General features: G+C 71.0%; 18 protein-coding genes. 6 read left to right on the top strand and 12 right to left on the bottom strand.

The window, feature by feature from the left end; all coding sequences use genetic code 11:
* Positions 1-11 precede the first annotated feature (11 nt).
* Positions 12-662, top strand: a complete 651-nt coding sequence (locus tag ACWDUM_RS13385) for an amino acid-binding protein (protein WP_450112173.1) — start codon at positions 12-14, stop codon at positions 660-662.
* Positions 663-711: 49 nt separating this feature from the next.
* Here the strand turns inward: ACWDUM_RS13385 and ACWDUM_RS13380 are convergent, their stop codons facing one another.
* Positions 712-1200 (bottom strand): GNAT family N-acetyltransferase, encoded by a 489-nt coding sequence (locus ACWDUM_RS13380; protein ID WP_450134356.1) that lies wholly within the window; start codon positions 1198-1200, stop codon positions 712-714.
* Positions 1201-1500: 300 nt separating this feature from the next.
* On the opposite strand from ACWDUM_RS13380, the gene soxR reads away from it, so the two are divergent.
* The gene (gene soxR / locus ACWDUM_RS13375) at positions 1501-1974 is read left to right on the top strand and encodes a redox-sensitive transcriptional activator SoxR (RefSeq protein WP_450134355.1); all 474 of its coding nucleotides are present in this window, start codon (positions 1501-1503) and stop codon (positions 1972-1974) included.
* Between the two features lie 31 nt (positions 1975-2005).
* On the opposite strand, the gene ligA is transcribed toward soxR, so the two are convergent.
* From ligA to ACWDUM_RS13330, 9 genes are all read right to left on the bottom strand, one after another.
* Positions 2006-4096 (bottom strand): NAD-dependent DNA ligase LigA, encoded by a 2091-nt coding sequence (ligA, locus tag ACWDUM_RS13370; protein WP_450134354.1) that lies wholly within the window; start codon positions 4094-4096, stop codon positions 2006-2008.
* A gap of 41 nt (positions 4097-4137) precedes the next feature.
* A complete protein-coding gene (locus ACWDUM_RS13365) occupies positions 4138-4581 on the bottom strand; it encodes a DUF1801 domain-containing protein (protein WP_450134353.1) in 444 nt (147 codons plus the stop codon).
* Between the two features lie 9 nt (positions 4582-4590).
* Positions 4591-5616 (bottom strand): methionine synthase, encoded by a 1026-nt coding sequence (locus tag ACWDUM_RS13360; protein ID WP_450134352.1) that lies wholly within the window; start codon positions 5614-5616, stop codon positions 4591-4593.
* Positions 5613-6728, bottom strand: coding sequence for a tRNA 2-thiouridine(34) synthase MnmA (gene mnmA, locus ACWDUM_RS13355; RefSeq protein ID WP_450112167.1), 1116 nt, complete (start codon positions 6726-6728; stop codon positions 5613-5615). The genes ACWDUM_RS13360 and mnmA overlap by 4 nt, the downstream gene beginning before the upstream one ends.
* Positions 6728-8014, bottom strand: coding sequence for a cysteine desulfurase family protein (locus ACWDUM_RS13350; RefSeq protein WP_450134351.1), 1287 nt, complete (start codon positions 8012-8014; stop codon positions 6728-6730). The genes mnmA and ACWDUM_RS13350 overlap by 1 nt, the downstream gene beginning before the upstream one ends.
* A 171-nt stretch (positions 8015-8185) precedes the next feature.
* On the bottom strand, positions 8186-8992 hold the full coding sequence (locus tag ACWDUM_RS13345) for a lysophospholipid acyltransferase family protein (protein WP_450134350.1): 807 nt from the start codon (positions 8990-8992) through the stop codon (positions 8186-8188).
* A gap of 41 nt (positions 8993-9033) precedes the next feature.
* Positions 9034-9828 carry a GNAT family N-acetyltransferase gene (locus tag ACWDUM_RS13340; protein ID WP_450134349.1) on the bottom strand — a complete coding sequence of 265 codons (795 nt, stop codon included), beginning with the start codon at positions 9826-9828 and terminating at the stop codon, positions 9034-9036.
* A 145-nt stretch (positions 9829-9973) separates the two neighbouring features.
* Positions 9974-10927: an electron transfer flavoprotein subunit alpha/FixB family protein gene (locus ACWDUM_RS13335; protein WP_450112163.1), complete on the bottom strand. Its 954-nt coding sequence runs from the start codon at positions 10925-10927 to the stop codon at positions 9974-9976.
* Positions 10928-10972: 45 nt separating this feature from the next.
* On the bottom strand, positions 10973-11758 hold the full coding sequence (locus ACWDUM_RS13330; RefSeq protein ID WP_450112162.1) for an electron transfer flavoprotein subunit beta/FixA family protein: 786 nt from the start codon (positions 11756-11758) through the stop codon (positions 10973-10975).
* Positions 11759-12013: 255 nt separating this feature from the next.
* Between ACWDUM_RS13330 and ACWDUM_RS13325 the strand changes: the two genes are divergently transcribed.
* The 3 genes from ACWDUM_RS13325 to ACWDUM_RS13315 are packed head-to-tail and all read left to right on the top strand — an operon-like array spanning position 12014 to position 15632.
* A complete protein-coding gene (locus tag ACWDUM_RS13325) occupies positions 12014-12838 on the top strand; it encodes a methyltransferase domain-containing protein (RefSeq protein WP_450112250.1) in 825 nt (274 codons plus the stop codon).
* The gene (locus ACWDUM_RS13320; RefSeq protein WP_450134348.1) at positions 12835-14391 is read left to right on the top strand and encodes a 1,4-alpha-glucan branching protein domain-containing protein; all 1557 of its coding nucleotides are present in this window, start codon (positions 12835-12837) and stop codon (positions 14389-14391) included. Before ACWDUM_RS13325 ends, ACWDUM_RS13320 begins: the two co-directional genes overlap by 4 nt.
* A complete protein-coding gene (locus ACWDUM_RS13315) occupies positions 14388-15632 on the top strand; it encodes a glycosyltransferase family 4 protein (RefSeq protein WP_450134347.1) in 1245 nt (414 codons plus the stop codon). The genes ACWDUM_RS13320 and ACWDUM_RS13315 overlap by 4 nt, the downstream gene beginning before the upstream one ends.
* An 88-nt stretch (positions 15633-15720) precedes the next feature.
* Here the strand turns inward: ACWDUM_RS13315 and ACWDUM_RS13310 are convergent, their stop codons facing one another.
* Positions 15721-16464 carry an acyltransferase gene (locus tag ACWDUM_RS13310; protein WP_450134346.1) on the bottom strand — a complete coding sequence of 248 codons (744 nt, stop codon included), beginning with the start codon at positions 16462-16464 and terminating at the stop codon, positions 15721-15723.
* A gap of 17 nt (positions 16465-16481) precedes the next feature.
* Positions 16482-16751, bottom strand: a complete 270-nt coding sequence (locus tag ACWDUM_RS13305; protein ID WP_450134345.1) for a hypothetical protein — start codon at positions 16749-16751, stop codon at positions 16482-16484.
* 271 nt (positions 16752-17022) lie between these two features.
* Between ACWDUM_RS13305 and ACWDUM_RS13300 the strand changes: the two genes are divergently transcribed.
* On the top strand, positions 17023-18324 hold the full coding sequence (locus tag ACWDUM_RS13300; protein WP_450134344.1) for an outer membrane protein assembly factor BamB family protein: 1302 nt from the start codon (positions 17023-17025) through the stop codon (positions 18322-18324).
* The last annotated feature ends 62 nt before the right edge of the window (positions 18325-18386 follow it).

Below are 18386 nucleotides of genomic sequence, written 5' to 3'. Positions count from 1 at the left end.
AAAGGAATTCCGTGTCGTACCTACTGCGTGTCCAGCTACCCGACCGACCCGGCAGCCTGGGCTCGCTCGCCGTCGCGCTCGGCTCCGTGGGCGCGGACATCCTCTCCCTCGACGTCGTCGAGCGCGGCGCCGGTTTCGCCGTCGACGACCTGGTGGTCGACGTGGCGCAGGGATCGTTGCCGGACACCCTCATCACCGCCGCCGAGAACCTCTCCGGCGTTCGGGTCGATTCGATCCGCCCCTACACCGGACTGCTCGACACACACCGCGAGCTGGAACTGATCGACCAGGTCGCGACCGCGCGCGACGATCGGCTGCAGGTCCTCGTCGACGGCGCCGCCCGCGTGCTGCGCGTCAGTTGGGCGACCGTGATCGGGATCGGGCCGCACGGCGCCTTCCGCGTCGTCGGCAGCGGCGGCGCACCGGAGACGCACGCCGGTGACGTGCCGTGGATGCCGTTGCAGAAGCCGACGATCCTCGACGACCAGGCCGACTGGGTGCCGGACACGTGGAGGAACGTCGACACCACCCTCGCCGCGGCTCCGCTGGGCCACTCCGGCCGGGTGCTGCTGCTCGGGCGCTCCGGCGGTCCGGAATTCCGGCCGTCCGAGATCGCCCGGCTGGGATACCTCGCCGGCATCGTCGCCACGGTGCTGGGCTGACCGGTCCGATCGGCGGTCTGCGGGTCCGACCGGCGGAGGGGCCGACGGATCAGACGATCTCGCGGACCAGGACGGTCAGCTCCATCCCCGGCACCGGCTGCCAGTCCCGGTCGGGGACGTGCACGAAGTCGTTGCGGTCGTAGATGCGGCGGGCGTCGACCATCTCCGGTTCGGTGGAGATGACCACGGCCTGCAGCCCCCGGTCGTAGGCGGTGTCGAGCACGTGCCGCACCAGCGCGGAACCGGCACCCTTGCCGCGAGCCTCGGAGGAGACCGCGAGCATCCGGAACTCGAGCTCGCCGGCCTGCGCGACATCGGAGAACGGGGTGCCCGGCTCGGCGATCGTCACCGAGCCGACGACCTCACCGTCCCATTCCGCGACCAGTACCTCGGCCTGATCGGCGCGGGTCGCGGTGTCACGCAGCCGCTGGACGTAGCCGCTGGCCTCGGCGACGAATCCGCCGCCGACATAGGAGTCGACGGTCAGGTCCGCGACGGCGTCGAAATCGGCGGGGTCGACGGGGCGAATGGAGATCATGGCGTCACTATCGCAGCAACGGCGTACCCGCCTCAACCTCCCCGAACGGGCAGGTCGGGGCCCGGAGCAGCACCCCGGCCGGACGGTCCCGCAATCACCGACAGCCCGCTCACCTGCACAATCGTCGGCTGTGACGGAATCGCCGGCGAGGTGTTCGGCGGCCACCACGGCGCACATCGAGGTGATGATCACCACCACGGGTGGTTCGTCGTGAGATCGACCACTTGCCGCCGGCCCCGTCCGAGCGGAAGCTGAAGTCGACTTCACCTGTGTTGACGGCACCCGCAGAGGAGGAACCGCGTGCGCACCACGGATCTACTGACGGTCGGCGAGGTGTCCGAACGCAGTGGGCTGGCCGCATCCGCCCTGCGGTACTACGAGAGCCAGGGGCTGATCGAGAGCACCCGAACGTCCGGCAACCAGCGCCGCTACCAGCGCAGCGTGCTGCGCAAGATCGCGTTCATCCGGGCCGCCCGCAGCATCGGGCTCAGCCTCGACGAGATCGCCGCGACCATGGGCACACTGCCCGGCGGGCGAGCGCCGACCCGGGCCGACTGGGCGCGCCTGTCCCGTAGCTGGCGCGCCCGCCTCGACGAGCAGATCGAGGCACTGGAGGCGCTGCGCGACGGCCTCGAGTCCTGCATCGGCTGCGGCTGCCTGTCGCTGCAGACCTGCGCGCTTTCGAACCCGAACGACTCCGCCGCCACCTATGGTCCCGGCGCCGCCTTCCTGCCCGAGGCACTCCACCGCGACGGCGGAGATCACCACCACTGATCCGGTTGCTGCAGAGCAACTCTCGCAGTCGTCAGTCCGACTCGCCCTCGACCGCCGCGGTCACCGCCTCCGGACCGCCCGCGAGCAGCCGGACGAATCCGTCCTCGTCGAGGATGGGAACGCCGAGCTGCTCGGCCTTGTCCGCCTTCGAGCCCGGTGCATCGCCGATGACCACGAACGCGGTCTTCTTCGACACCGAGCCGGCGGCCTTGCCGCCGCGCTGCAGGATGGCCTCCTTCGCGCCGTCGCGGGTGAATCCGACCAGCGACCCGGTGACCACGATGGAGAGCCCCTCCAGGTTGCGCTCGATCGACTCGTCCCGTTCGTCCTCCATGGAAACGCCTGCGGCGCGCCACTTCTCGACGATGTCGCGGTGCCAGTCGACGGCGAACCACTCGACAACGGCCGCGGCGATGGTGCCGCCGACGCCGTCCACCGCGGCCAGCTCCTCCACCGACGCCGACTCGATCCGCTCCAGGCTGCCGAACGCCGAGGCCAGCGCGCGGGCCGCGGTCGGGCCGACGTGCCGGATCGACAGGGCCACCAGCACCCGCCACAGTGGCTGCGTCTTCGACGAGTCCAGGTTGTCGAGCAGACGCTTCCCGTTCGCGGACAGGGCGCCGGCCTTGGTCGTGAACAGCGACGTCTTCATCAGGTCGTCGGCCGTGAGTGAGAACAGGTCACCCTCGTCGCGGATCACGCCCGCCTCGAGCAGCGCGGTCGCCGCCTCGTAGCCGAGCACCTCGATGTCGAATGCTCCGCGGCCGGCGACGTGGAACACCCGCTCCCGCAACTGGGCCGGGCAGGACCTCGTGTTGGGGCAGCGGATGTCCGCGTCGCCCTCCTTCGCGGGCGCCAGTTCCGTTCCGCACTCGGGGCAGTGCGTGGGCATCACGAACTCGCGTTCCGTGCCGTCGCGCATGTCCACGACCGGGCCGAGGACCTCGGGAATCACCTCGCCCGCCTTGCGGATGACGACGGTGTCGCCGATCAGCACGCCCTTGCGCTTGACCTCGGACCCGTTGTGCAGCGTCGCCAGCGCCACCGTCGACCCGGCCACGGTGACCGGTTCCATGTACGCGAACGGGGTGACCCGACCGGTGCGGCCGACGCTGACCCGGATGTCGAGCAGCTTGGTGGTGGCCTCCTCCGGCGGGTACTTGTAGGCGGTTGCCCACCGCGGCGCCCGCGACGTGGCCCCGAGGCGGCGGTGCAGGGACATCTCGTCGACCTTGACGACCAGGCCGTCGATCTCGTGCTCGACGTCGTGCCGGTGCTCGTCCCAGTAGGCGACCTTGGCGACGACCGCGTCGGCGCCCCGCACCCGCGCGGTGTGCGTCGAGACGGGCAGCCCCCACGCGGCAAGCGCGGTGTAGGCGTCGTGCTGACTGACCGGGTCGAAACCCTCGGTTCGGCCGATGCCGTGGCAGATCATCCCGAGCCGCCGCTTCGCGGTGACCGCGGGGTTCTTCTGCCGCAGCGAACCGGCGGCGGAGTTTCGGGGGTTCGCGAACGGCGCCTTGCCCTCTGCGACGAGGGAGGCGTTGAGCGCCTCGAAGTCCTCGAGCCGGAAGAACACCTCGCCGCGCACCTCCAGCAGCGCGGGCACCGGGTACTCGTCGGTTCCCGTGAGGGTGTGGGGGATGTCGTCGATGGTGCGGGCGTTGAGGGTGACGTCCTCCCCCGTGCGGCCGTCGCCGCGGGTGGCGCCCCGAACCAGCTTGCCGTTCTCGTAGACCAGGCTCAGCGCGACGCCGTCGATCTTCACCTCGCACAGGTAGTGCAGATCGGGGCCCGTCTCGGCTTCGACTCGGGAGATCCAGGTGCGCAGTTCCGCCTCGTCGAAGACGTTGTCCAGGCTGAGCATTCGTTCGAGATGGTCGACCGCGGTGAACTCGGTGGCGAAGCCGCCACCGACGAGCTGGGTCGGCGAGTCCGGGGTGCGGAGGTCCGGGTGACGGTCCTCGAGGTCGGTCAAGTGCCGCAGCAGCGCGTCGAACTCGCCGTCCGAGATGGTCGGCGCGTCCTTGACGTAGTAGCGGAACTGGTGCTCACGCACCTCCTCCGCGAGCCGCTGCCACTCGTCACGTTCCTCGGCGGTCGCTGCCACGTTCTCGGTCACGCCAGAAAGGCTATCCCAGCGGGCCGACACCGCCCGACGCCTCAGGAGCCCGCGCCGCCCTCCCTCGCCCGCAGCCCGTGGGTTCCGGCGGTGAGCGCGGCGTACGAGCGCGCCACCAGCTGTTCGAGCACGCCGAGGTCCACCTGCGTGAGGTCCTTGATGTAGAGGCACCCGACCCCGGAGGTGTGCGGCCCGAGACGGTCGACGAGGTCGGCATGCGCACCGACACCGTCGGACAGATAGACCACCGACGCGGCCTTACGTGGCGAGAAACCCGCCGCGGGCGCGTCGCCCTCGCGACCGCTCTCGTACTTGTAGTGGTAGGTGCCGAAGGCGACGATGGACGGCCCCCACAGTGCGGCGCGCTCCCCCGTCACGGACTCCATCAGTGCCAGCAGGGTTTCGGCGTCGCGCCTGCGGACCCGGTGACTCACCCCGTCCAGGAAGGTCCGCACCGCCGGGTCCAGCCCACGAGGATCTGCCATGGCGGCAGCCTACTGGTCGAACTCGGCTCCGTCGGCGAACGCCCGGGCGACCTCGGCCGCGCCGCGCAACGCCCGTCGGGACCATTCGGCGCCCGCCCCGGCCAGCCCGCAGGCCGGGGTGATCAGCACCCGCTCGGCCAGCACGGTGCGCGGGAAACCGAGCCGGTCGACGAGAGTGACCGCCGGTCGCGCCAGGTCCCGCCAGCCGGGTACCCGCTCGGGCGCGACCGGTGGCACCAGGCCCAGGGCGAGCGACAGTCCCGACTCGAGCACCTCCCCGACCCCGTCCAGATCCGCGGCCCGGAGCACGCCGACATCCAGGCCCACCATCGCGGCACCGCTGCGACGCAGCAGATCCAGCGGCGGGGTCGCGGCGCAGCAGTGCACGAGGACCGGAACGTCCACGGCCGCGATCACCGACTGCAGGACCGCCAGCGCCTCCGGTTCGGGGAGGGCGCGCGGCGTCTGCAGGATCGACACCCCGGACAGCGATCCGTCCAGTACCGATCGCAGTCCCGGCTCGTCGAACTGCAGCACCACCGGCGAGCCCAGCCGCCGCGCAACCTCCGCGACGTGCCCGCGGACGCCCTCCGCCAGCGACTCGGCCAGATCCCGCAGTGCCCCGGGGTCGGTCAGCGCGCGGTGCCCGCCGACGAGTTCCACCTGTGAGGCCAGAGTGAGCGGTCCGACGGCCTGCACCTTCACCGGCTGGTCGGTACCACGCCGGCCGGCAAGTTCCCACGACTCCTCGAGCGCATCGAGGTCGCGGGCGAGCAGGTCGCGGGCGAGACGGGTGACCGGCCCTGGCCGCTGCGCGACGCGGTAGCCCGTCGTCGAGGTGTCGAGCGGCAGGTCGACCAGCAGGGCCGCGGCACGGCCGATCATGTCGGCGCCGAGCCCCCGCGCCGGAAGCTCCACCAGGTGCGGCAGTTCCGGCAGTTCGCCGACCACGATCGCGGCGGCCTCGCGAGCGTCGACGCCCGGCCACGAGCCGACGCCCGTCGCGACACCGACGGGAAAGACGGTGTCCGTCACCGTGATTCACTGCCGGCGGCGCCGGGCTCGTCGGCACCGCCGGTGCCTGCGATGGTGCCGCTGCCGAGCACGACGTCACCGGCGGGGTCACGGCGGTAGAGGACCACCGCCTGCCCCCGCGCGACACCGGTCAACGGTTCGCGCAGTCGCACCACGAGTCCCCCGTCGACGTCGTCGACGACGGCGTCTGCGAGGCCACCGTGGGCACGCACCTGGACGGTGCACTCGATCGGCCCGTCCGGCGCCGAACCGGAGGTCCAGATCGCCCTCTCGGCGCGGATCGTCCACACCTGCAGGCGTTCCGCGGACCCGACCTTCACGGTCCCCGTGTCGGGTTCGATCGCGGTGACGTAGCGGGGCCTGCCGTCGGCGGCCGGGCCCTCGACACCGAGACCCTTCCGCTGACCGATGGTGAATCCGTGCACGCCGTCGTGGTCGGCGAGTTCGGCGCCGGTGTCCGCGTCGACGACCTTGCCGGGCCGGACACCGATCTTCGCGCCGAGGAACGCGCGGGTGTCCCCGGACGGAATGAAGCAGATGTCGTGGCTGTCCGGCTTGTCCGCGACCGCGAGTCCGCGCGCCGCGGCCTCCTCCCGGATCTGCGGCTTCGGGGTGTCCCCGACCGGGAACATCGCCCGCGCGAGCTGCTCGGCGGTCAGCACACCGAGCACGTAGGACTGGTCCTTGTCCTCGTCCACGGCCCGGCGCAGGACCCCGTCCTCCAAACGCGCGTAGTGCCCGGTGGCGACGGCGTCGAAGCCCAGTGCGATCGCCCGGTCGGCGAGGGCGGCGAACTTGATCTTCTCGTTGCACCGCAGGCACGGGTTCGGCGTCTCGCCTGCGGCATAGGCCGCGACGAAGTCGTCGATCACGTCTTCCTTGAACTGGTCCGCGAAATCCCAGACGTAGAACGGGATTCCGAGTACATCCGCGGCACGACGCGCGTCACCGGCGTCTTCCTTGGAACAGCAGCCGCGCGACCCGGTGCGCAAGGTGCCCGGGGCCGTGGACAGCGCCAGGTGCACCCCGACCACCTCGTGCCCGGCCTCGACCGCCCGGGCCGCCGCCACCGCGGAGTCGACCCCGCCGCTCATTGCCGCCAGTACCCGCATCAGCGCGCTCCTCCCGTGCTCTGCATGCGCCTCGACCTCGAGCCGGCCAACCCCGCCGCGCGGGCCCGTTCGACGACCTGCGGCAGCGCCGCGAGCAGGGCGTCGACGTCCGCGTCGGTCGACGTGTGCCCGAGCGAGAATCGCAGTGACCCGCGCGCGATGCGGGAGTCGACCCCCATCGCGAGCAGCACGTGGCTGGCGCTGGCCACTCCGGCCGTGCAGGCCGACCCGGTGGAGCACTCGACACCGGCCGCATCCAGCAGCATCAGCAGCGAGTCGCCCTCACAGCCGGGGAAGGTGAAGTGCGCGTTGCCGGGCAGCCGGTCCGCACCGGCCGGACCGTTGAGCACCGCGTCCGGCACCAGTGCGCGCACGCCGTCGATCAGCCGATCCCGCAACCGGGTCAGTTCGGCGGCACGGAACTCCCTGTCCGACACCGTCTTGCGCAGTGCGGCCGCGGTGGCCACCGTTGCGGCCGTGTCCAGCGTGCCCGCGCGCAGGTCTCGTTCGTGCCCGCCGCCGTGAGCCAGCGGCACACACGGCACCTGCCTGCCGAGCAGCAGGGCACCGGACCCGTGAGGACCGCCGAACTTGTGAGCCGCGACGCTGAGCGCGGACAGTCCACTCGCAGCGAAGTCCACCGGCAGCTGCGCGACGGCCTGGACGGCGTCACTGTGCATCGGCACACCGAACTCCGCTGCGACCGCGGCGAGTTCGGCGATCGGCATGATCGAGCCGACCTCGTTGTTCGCCCACATCACGGTGACCAGCGCGGTCTCGTCTGCATGGATCTCGAGTTCGCGGCGCAGGTCGTCCGGGTCCACCCGGCAGTCCGCGTCGACCGGCAGCCAGGTCACCTCGGCACCCTCGTGCGCCGCCAGCCACTCGACCGCGTCGAGAACGGCGTGGTGCTCGACCGTGCTGGTGACGATCCGGCGACGGCGCGGGTCGGCGTCCCGGCGCGCCCAGTAGATGCCCTTGACCGCGAGGTTGTCGGACTCGGTGCCACCCGAGGTGAAGACGACCTCCGAGGGCCGCGCACCGAGGTCGGCGGCGATCGACTCCCGCGACTCCTCCACCCGGCGACGGGCCGCGCGACCGGAGCCGTGCAGGGACGAGGCATTGCCGACGGTCGCGAGGACGTCGGTCATCGCGGCGATCGCTTCCGGCAGCATCGGCGTGGTTGCGGCGTGATCCAGATACACGGGGCGCGACGGGGCGGGCCGCGGCGCGTCGGCGCGGCCGTGATCACCGGCTCCGGTGGTGTGGGGGCGGGGCGAAGTCATGACCCGACCAGGATAGCCCGTCCCCCGTGTCGGGCCGGACGCCGACCGCGCAGGTAGGCGGGTTCACACGGCCGGCCGTGCTCGGCGCTTTCCCACGGCCGGCGGTGCTCGGCGCTTTCCCACGGCCGGCGGCACGCGGCCCTTTCACGCGGCCGGCGGTGCCCGGCGCTTTCACGCGGCGAGCGACGCTCGGCTCCGCGGGAACGCGGACGGTGCCGCGCCGGACTCGCGGCGACCGTCGCGAATCAGCCGCTCACATCGGGCGGCCAGCTCGCGGCGATCGGTGCCCGGCTGCTGCAGTGGGGCCAGGCGGACCTCGACGTGCACCTCGCGCAGCCGGACGATCCGCCGCAGCGACGCCACGAAGGTCTGGTCTCCGACGAAACAGGCCCCGGTCGCCGTCGTCCCGTCCGGACCCACGTACCGCAACCCGATCGGGGCCACTGCGACGCCCGCGTCAACGGCGGCCTGGAACAGCGCCGGGCGCAGGCGGCCGTACGCCCTCCCACACCAGGTGGTGCCCTCGGGGAACACGACCACACGAGCTCCGCCGCGAAGGCGCGTCGCCACGTCGCCGACGACCGCGGGCAGCGCCCGCAGCCGCGCCCTGTCGATCGGCACGACCCGCACGCGCCGGACGAACGGTCCGATCAGCGGCCAGTCGAGCAGGTCGGAGCGGGCGACGAACGCGCCGGGCTCGACGGCCGTCAGCGCGAGCACGTCGAGCCACGAGACGTGGCCCGCGACGACGAGCACTCCCCCGCTCTCGGGAGTCCGGTCCCGCTCGTCGCTGACCCGCAGCCGCAGTCCCAGCACCCGCAGCGCCGACCGCGCGTAGCCGCGGTGCAGGCCGCGTCGCCACGGCGACGGCAGGGCCGCGCCAACCGCCAGCATCGGCAACCCCGACAGCAGCACGGCCAGCCCGGCACCCCGCAGTCCGATACGCACCGCTCCGGCGCGGATCCCGTGGTCGGTCATGCATCCGTCCCCGCAGGGGCTCGACGGCATCCAGGCGTGGTTCATCGCATCGCCACCGGGACCGACCGCAGTCGCCGCAGGTATCGCGGGTCGACGTCGTGCATGCCGAGTAGCGCCACGAAGTCGGCGACCCCGAAGTCCGGGTCGTGGGCGGGTTCCCCGCAGATCCGGGCGCCGAGACGGAGGTAGCCACGCAACAGGGGCGGCAGCTCTGGCCTCGCCGGGGGCACAAGGGTGTCGATTCCCGGAACCGGCCGCAGCGGGCGGACCCGAAGATCCGCCCCGCTCGAATGGTCGGCGAGCAACCGGTCGCGGACCGCGCGGACATTGGCACCCTCGGCGTCGTCGGCTCGCAGCCGCATCGGCACCGACACGCAGCCGACCGCCCACCGGTGACCGGAGAGGTCGAGGAAGTTCAGCATCCCTGCCCACATCATGGCGAGCACCGCACCGGTCCGGTGGCCCGGATGCACGCACGCCCGGCCCAGCTCGACCATGTCCGCACGCAGCGGGTCGAGGGCATCGACGTCGAATTCCGTTGCCGTGTAGAGGCCACCGGCCGCGCGCGCGGCGTCCGGGGTGAGGATGCGGTAGCAGCCGACGGTCTCGTCGGCCACCTCGTCGCGGACCAGCAGGTGCTCGCAGTACTCGTCGAAGCGGTCCACATCCCGGTCACCCGGCCCGGTGGCCGCGGTGAATCCGGGTTCGGCGGCGAACACGGTGTGGCGCAGGCGTTGTGCCGCCTCGCGGTGTTCGCGATCGGAGGACAGCAGCAGTCGATATCGGGAGGTGAGAACGTCGGGGCGGATCGGAGCCGTGACCTCGATGGCACTCATACCGGGAAGCGTCGACCTGCCGGGCGGCGACCCGGCGTCGCCGGCATGTCACGTCGATGGCGGGTCGATGAACATGCCCGGAAAACGGCAACGGCCCCGCTCCCCTCGAGGGGAGCGGGGCCGCGCGTGCCGCGAGCGGCGTGAATCAGCCCTTATGAGCCTTCACGGCCTCGGTGAGCTGCGGGGCGACGTTGAACAGGTCGCCGACGATGCCGTAGTCCGCGATCTCGAAGATCGGGGCCTCTTCGTCCTTGTTGACCGCGACGATGGTCTTCGAGGTCTGCATGCCGGCGCGGTGCTGGATGGCGCCGGAGATGCCGAGGGCGATGTACAGCTGCGGGGAGACCGTCTTACCGGTCTGACCGACCTGGAACTGGCCCGGGTAGTAGCCCGAGTCGACGGCGGCACGCGAGGCGCCGACGGCGGCACCGAGCGCGTCGGCGAGCTCCTCGACGACCGAGAACTTCTCGGCGGAACCGACGCCACGGCCACCGGAGACGACGACCGACGCCTCGGTGAGCTCGGGGCGGTCGCCACCGACGATCGGCTGACGCGCGGTGACCTTGACCGCGTTCTCCTCCTGCGCCGGGACCTCGACCGCGACGCGCTCGGCGGCACCGGCCTGCGGCTGGGCCTCGACAGCACCCGGGCGGACCGAGATGACCGGGACCTCGCCGTTGGCCTTGGCGTCGACGGTGAACGCGCCACCGAAGATGGAGTGCACGGCGCCGTCGGCCTTGACCTCGATGACGTCGACCAGCAGGCCGGAACCGATGCGCGCGGCCAGGCGACCGGACACCTCCTTGCCCTCGGTCGAGGCGGCGGTCAGGACCGCTGCCGGGGAGACGGACTCGACCAGCGAGGCGAGGACGTCGACCTTCGGGGTGATCAGGTAGCCGTCGATGTCGTCGGACTCGGCGGCGTACACCTTGGCGGCACCGGCGGCGGCCAGGGCGTCCTGCAGCTTGTCGGCGGTGCCGGCGGGGCCCGCGACGACGGCGGAGGGCTCACCCAGGACACGGGCGGCGGTGATCAGCTCGGTGCTGACCTTCTTGAGCGCGCCCTCGGCGTGCTCGACGAGCACGAGTACTTCAGCCATTGCTTCTTTCTCCTACGTGTGAGTCTGCTGGTTGTGGGGCGCGAATCAGATGATCTTCTGACCGACCAGGTAGGCGGCGATCTGGTTGCCGCCCTCTCCCTCGTCGGTGATGCGCTCGCCAGCGGTACGCGGGGGCTTCGGGGTGGACGCGGTGACCGTGGTGGCGGCGTTCGCGACACCGAAGATGGACGGGTCCAGGCCGATCTCGGCGAGGGTCAGGACCTGAACTTCCTTCTTCTTCGCGGCCATGATGCCCTTGAAGGACGGGAAGCGCGGCTCGTTGATCTTCTCGGTGACCGAGACGATCGCGGGCAGCGGGGCCTCGAGCGAGAAGACGCCCTCGTCGGTCTCGCGCTCGCCGGTGGCCTTGCCGTCGGCGACGGTCAGCTTGCGCAGGTGGGTCAGCTGCGGCAGGCCCAGGTACTCCGCGATGATCGCGGGCACGGCACCGGCGCGGCCGTCGGTCGCCTCGTTGCCTGCGATGACCAGCTCGACGCCCTCGATCTGGCCGAGTGCAGCGGCGAGCGCGTACGCGGTCTGGATCGCGTCGGAGCCGTGCAGAGCCGGGTCGTTGAGGTGGATGGCCTTGTCGGCACCCATGGACAGCGCCTTGCGGATGGCGTCGGTGGCACGGTCGGGACCGGCGGACAGCACGGTCACCTCACCGCCCTGGGCCTCCTTGATGAGCAGGGCTTCCTCGACGGCGCGCTCGTTGATCTCGTCGAGCACGGCATCCGCGGCCTCACGGTCGAGCGTGAAGTCACCGTCGGTGAGCTTGCGCTCGGACCAGGTATCGGGAACCTGCTTGATCAAAACGACGATGTTCGTCATGGGTCTTCGTCGACCTCCTGTGTCTGTCTTCTCAGTGAGCTGCTCTGCGGTGGCCGAGCTCTCGGGTATTCATCTACTTCGCACGATGACCGTGCGTCACACTACAACACGCTAAGTTACCGATGGGTAACTTAGGCTGAATTTCCGGCGTTCGCGGCCCCGAACCCCGTTGCCGGGCCTGTGATCTGAACCACCACGACCCGCACTGGAACACGTAGCAGTAAATTGGCACCGGTGAGTGACTCATCTGCGCCGATGACCGGCACCGCCGGTGCGCCTTCCACCGCCACGACCGGCGACCACGCGACCCTGCCGCTGACCGGCGAGCGCACCGTCCCCGGCGTGCCCGAGGAGAACTACTGGTTCCGCCGCCACGAGGTGGTCTACCAGCGCCTGCTCGGCCGCTGCGCCGGGCGTGTCGTTCTCGAGGCCGGATCCGGGGAGGGATACGGCGCGAACATGATCGCGGACGTCGCCGAGCAGGTCATCGGCCTGGACTACGACACCTCGGCGGTCGAACACGTCCGCGCGCGGTACCCGCGGATCGACATGCGGCAGGGCAACCTCGCCGAACTGCCCCTCGACGCCGCCACCGTCGGGACGGTCGTCAACTTCCAGGTGATCGAGCACCTGTGGGATCAGGCGCAGTTCCTCGCCGAGTGCTTCCGGGTCCTGGAGCCGGGCGGCGAACTGCTGATCAGCACCCCGAACCGGATCACCTTCTCCCCCGGCCGCGACACCCCGCTCAACCCGTTCCACACCCGCGAGCTCAACGCCGCCGAACTGACGGAGCTGCTCGAGGAGGCCGGTTTCGAGGTGACGACGATGACCGGCGTGCACCACGGCGCGCGCCTGCGCGAACTCGATGCCGCACACGGCGGATCGTTCATCGACGCCCAGATCGACCGCGCCCTGGCCGGCGAGCCGTGGCCGGCGGACCTGGTCCGCGACGTCGAGTCGATCACGATCGACGACTTCGCCCTCACCGAGGCCGACATCGACGCCAGCCTCGATCTGGTCGCCATCGCGCGCAAGCCGGGGGCAGGCACCACCCCCCGAGTTCCCGAGGTCGACAAATGACGAGCCCCACCCAACCGGGCATGTTCGCCCTGGTGCTGCACTCGCACCTGCCGTGGCTGGCCAACCACGGCCGCTGGCCGGTCGGCGAGGAGTGGCTCTACCAGTCGTGGGCGGCGACCTATCTGCCGGTGACGCGGGTGCTCCGCACGCTCGCCGACGAGGGCCGCGAGAACCTGCTGACGCTCGGCATCACCCCCGTGCTCGCCGCCATGCTCGACGACCCACACTGCCTGGCGGGCATGCACCACTGGCTCGGGAACTGGCAGCTGCGCGCCCACGAGGCCGCCCTGATGCCGGACCGCGCGCGCCGCGACCTCGGCGCCCGGGAGCACCGGCTCTCCGCCCAGGCGCTCACCGAATTCGAGGAGCGTTGGCGGCACGGCGCGTCCCCGGTGCTGCGCCGGCTGATCGACGATTCCACGATCGAACTGCTCGGCGGGCCGCTCGCGCACCCGTTCCAGCCGCTGCTGCATCCCCGACTGCGTCGCTTCGAACTCGCGGAGGGCCTGGAGGACGCGCGGATGCGCTGGGGCACAAAGCCTTCCGGCATCTGGGCGCCCGAATGCGGGTACACCGCCGGCATGGAACGCGAGTACGCCGACGCCGGGATCACCCACTTCATGGTGGACGGCCCCTCGCTGCGCGGCGACACCTCCGTCGGCCGACCGGTGCGCGAGTCCGACGTCGTCGCGTTCGGTCGCGACCTGCAGGTCTCCTACCGGGTCTGGTCGCCGAAGTCCGGCTACCCGGGGCACGCCGCCTACCGCGACTTCCACACCTACGACCACGACACGGGGCTGAAACCGTCGCGGGTGACGGGCAAGACCGTCGACTCGAAGGACAAGGCGCCCTACGACCCCGAACTGGCGGCCGCGGCAGTGGACCGGCACGTCGAGGACTTCGTGCGCACCGTCGTCGACCGGATTCGCAGCGAACACGACCGCACCGGCAGGCCCGCGCTCGTCGTCGCCGCGTTCGACACCGAACTGTTCGGCCACTGGTGGTTCGAGGGACCGCAGTGGCTGGAGAAGGTGCTGCGCGCGCTGCCGGAGGCAGGTGTCCGTGTCGGCACCCTCGCGCAGGCGCGGGCCGAAGGTTACGTCGGCGAGCCGGTCGAGCTCACCGACTCCTCGTGGGGCAGCGGCAAGGACTGGCGGGTGTGGGCGGGCGATCAGGTCGCGGACCTGGTGCAGCTGAACGCCGAGGTCGTGCAGACCGCGCTGGACACCGTCGACAAGGCCCGCGGCGCCACCCGTGCTCCCGGCCGACCCGAACTGCGCGACCGGGTCAACGACCAGATCCTGCGCGAGGCGATCATGACGGTGCAGAGCGACTGGGCGTTCATGGTCAGCAAGGACTCGGCCGCCGGATACGCCCGCGACCGCGCCCACAAACACGCACACGCGACCCGGGAGATCGCCGAGGCCCTCGCGTCGGGACATCCCGACCGGGCCCGGCGGCTCGCGGACGGCTGGAATCACGCCGACGGACTGTTCCCCGGGCTCGACGCCCGGCGACTGCCCGCCGACGCCGAGGTGGGGGTGACGAGATGAAGGTCCTGATCGTGTCGTGGGAGTACCCGCCGGTGGTCGTCGGCGGCCTCGGCAGGCACGTCCACCACCTGGCCACCGAACTGGTCGCGGCCGGGCACGAGGTGGTGGTGCTCTCGCGGCGCCCCACCGGCACCGACGCGTCGACCCACCCGACGGTCACGCACATCGCCGAGGGCGTGCTGGTCGTGGCGGTCGCGGAGGACGCGCCGCACTTCGTCTTCGGCGAGGACATGCTGGCGTGGACCCTCGCGATGGGGCACGCGATGGTCCGGGCCGGAGTCGGCCTGGCCCGCCCGGGGATCGGCGAGGGCTGGCGGCCCGACGTCGTGCACGCGCACGACTGGCTGGTCGCGCACCCGGCGATCGCACTGGCCGAGTACTACGACGTCCCGCTGGTGTCGACGCTGCACGCCACCGAGGCAGGCAGGCACAGCGGCTGGCTCTCGGGGACGATCAACCGTCAGGTGCACTCGGTGGAGTGGTGGCTGGCCAACGAGTCCGACTCGATCATCACGTGCTCGGCGTCGATGGAGGAGGAGGTCAGCGACCTCTACGGCCCGAACCTCGCGCCGGTCACGGTGATCCGCAACGGCATCGACGTCGCCACGTGGAGCTACCGGGACCGCGCGCCACGGTCGGGGCCGCCGCGGCTGCTGTTCGTCGGCCGGCTCGAGTACGAGAAGGGCGTGCAGGACGCGATCGCCGCACTGCCGCGAATCCGGCGCAGCCACCCCGGCACAACCCTCGCGGTCGCCGGGGAGGGCACCCAGTACGAGTGGCTGCGCGAACAGGCCCGCACGCATCGGGTGCTGCGGTCGGTGAACTTCCTCGGCTCACTCGATCACACGGAGCTGCTCGGCTGGCTGCACGGCGCGGACGCGATCGTCCTGCCGAGCCGGTACGAGCCGTTCGGCATCATCGCGCTCGAGGCCGCGGCCGCGGGAACCCCACTGGTCACCTCGACCGCGGGCGGACTCGGCGAGGCCGTCGTCGACGGGCTGACGGGGCTGTCGTTCCAGCCCGGGGACGTGGACGGGCTGACCTCCGCGGTCCGGGAGGTGCTCGACGACCCGACGGCGGCTCAGCGCCGCGCCCGGGCCGCCCGGGAGCGGCTGACCGAGGACTTCGACTGGCACCAGGTGGCGCTGGACACCGCACAGGTGTACCTGAGCGCCAAGCGTCGCGTCCGGCACCCCCTCGGCCGCCCCGAGATCCCCCAGCGTCCCCTGCCCGGCCGCTGACGGGCCACTGCGCCTGTGCGCGCTTCCGGTAGCGAGAACCACCGGAAAGGCGCACAGGCGCGACGCGCCCTTCTGGCGGCCGCGACGCCTATCCGGCGGCCGCGGCCTTCTTGCGTTCGATGTCCTCGAGCGCGGCGATGAACTTCGCGCGCTCCTCCGCGCCGGCCTCCCACGCCTCCTTGCGGTTCTTGACGACCTTCGCCGGCGCGCCGACCGCGATGCTGTAGTCCGGTACCACGCCCTTGACCACGGCGTGTGCACCGAGGACACAGCCACGGCCGGTGATGGTGTTGCGCAGGACGGTCACCTTCGCGGCGATCCACGTGTCGGGTCCGATCCGCACCGGCCCCTTGACGATGCCCTGATCCTTGATCGGGGTGTTGACGTCGTCCATGCGGTGGTCGAAGTCGCAGATGTAGCACCAGTCCGCGACGAGGGTCGAGGCGCCGATCTCGATGTCGAGGTAGGTGTTGACGACGTTGTCCTTGCCGAAGACGACCTTGTCGCCGATCCGCAGCGAGCCCTCGTGGCAGCGAATGGCGTTGCCGTCACCGATGTGGACCCACCGGCCGATCTCGAGCCGCGACAGGCCAGGCGTGGAGTGGATCTCGACCCGCTTGCCGAGGAAGACCATCCCGCGCAGGATCACGTGCGGGTTGGCCAGTTTGAACTTCGCGAGCCGGTAGTACCGCACCAGGTACCACGGCGTGTACGCCTTGTTCGCGATCACCCACCGCAGCGAGTCACGGGTAAGGAACTTGGCCTGATCCGGGTCGGTCCGCCGGGATCCACGCCACCTCGTGCGCAACGGTGCGCCCCACATGCTGGTCATGACCCGACAGCCTACGTTCACCGATGGTGAGGTCGGTCACGGCCCGGCCCCGAGCGCCGTCCCGCACGATCGAGCCCACTGAGCATCAGCGCGACCCCGACCGCGCCGACCCCGACGACCGCGACGGCGAGCAGCGAACTGGTCATCACGCCGATCAGCGCGGCGCTGCCCACGATGAGAGCGACGACGATCACGACACCCGCGACCGGCGACCCGAGCAGGTGGTCGACGTCGCCGTCGATTCCGGACGAGCGCGTCGTTCCGGCGTTCACCCCGACCGATGCCATGAGTCATTTCAACACACACGGCCGCCGAATTTCTCCTAATTTGAATGACTAACATTTCAGGACAATTGTCCAAGAATCAATCACAGAACAATCACGAGGTCACAGGGCTCCCATCCGTCACATTTCGAGCAATTATTACCTTTCAGTAATTGGGAAATTGGGCCGGACATCGCGTGTCCAACCGGGGCCGAGAGCCACCCAGGTCGGGTGCTCACCCCGCCCCGTCCTCCGGATAGTGTGCAGCGAGCGAAATCCACACGAGGAGTGATGCATGCGGCGGGTCCTACGGTCGGCAGCGGTGGCACTGACAGCGACGACAGCGCTGGTCACAGCCGGTTGCGGCAGCGATTCGCAGGTCATCGGCAACTACTCGCCGGGCGGCTGGCCCGCCATGCACGCCGACGCCCGCAACAGCGACACCAGCCCGGTGACCGGTTCCCGCTCGATTTCACTCGACTGGTCCCGCCCACTCGGCGCCCCGACCGCCACCTATGCCTCCGTGGCCGCCACCGGCCAGATATTCGTCACCACCCGGAGCGACAACGGCTGCAACCTGTTCTCATTTCAGATGGAAACCGGACGCAAACGCTGGTGCACGCGACTCGGCCCCGGCGTCGCGGCATCCACTCCCCTCGTCGACTCCGCAACGAACGTGTACATCGGCGAGGACGGCGCGATGAACTCGTTCAACGAACACGGACAGTTGCGGTGGCGGACGGTCGTCAGCGGCACCCCGCTCTCGGCGCAGTTCACCGGCGACGGCAACCTGCTCTTCGTCACCCACTTCGGTGTCGTCTCCGTGCTCAGCCCCCAGACCGGCAAGGAGATCGTCCCGTCCTACCAGCTGATCCCGGCACCGACGGCGGACCAGGCCCAGAACGTCCCGTTGCCCGCCGCCGCGCAGGGACTCGACAAGTGCTTCTTCGGATCCGCGGAGTGCCCGGTCGCGAACACCCCGGCGATAGATCTGTCCACCGGTCGCTTCTACCTCACGCTCTGGCGGCCGGGTCGGCCACAGGCAGACCTGGTGGCGATGCGCTACCAGGGCGGCGCGCTGACCGAGGAGTGGTCCTCCGACGTCCTGCCCGGGGGCAGCGCATCGAGCCCCGACATCTCCGCCGACGGCGCCACCGTCTACGTCAACGACAACGAGGGCGCACTCTGGGCGCTCGACGCGTCGACGGGCGAGCCTCGCTGGCACCACGACATCGGGTACGCCGCCGCGGGTAGTCCCTCCACCTCCGGGGACGGTCTGATCATTCCGGCGGGCGGCCGCGACGGGCACCTGCTCGCGCTCCGCGACCGCGGCGACCATGCCGAGGTGATCTGGGAGCGGAAGGATCTGCTGCACCTCGGCGTCCCCGCCCAGACCGCAGGCGGGACCGCCTACACGGCCGTCCGTGAGGGCGAGGACGGCCTCGCCGTGATCACCTTCGACACCGCCACCGGCGAGACCGTCGACCAGGACACGCTGCCGGGAGGCACGGGCTTCACCGTCGGAACCTCCATCGGCCCCGGCGGCGAGGTCCTGACCCCCACCCTGATCGGCGAACTGTTCGTCCTGAAGCCCTGAGCGGCGCCCGAGACGCGAAACGGGGCCCGGTGGTGAGAACCACCGGGCCCCGCTCTTGTTCG

The organism is Rhodococcus sp. NPDC003322 (assembly GCF_053589555.1).
The sequence above is the reverse complement of the archived record's forward strand: the minus strand, read 5'-3'. Positions and strand labels throughout refer to the sequence as shown.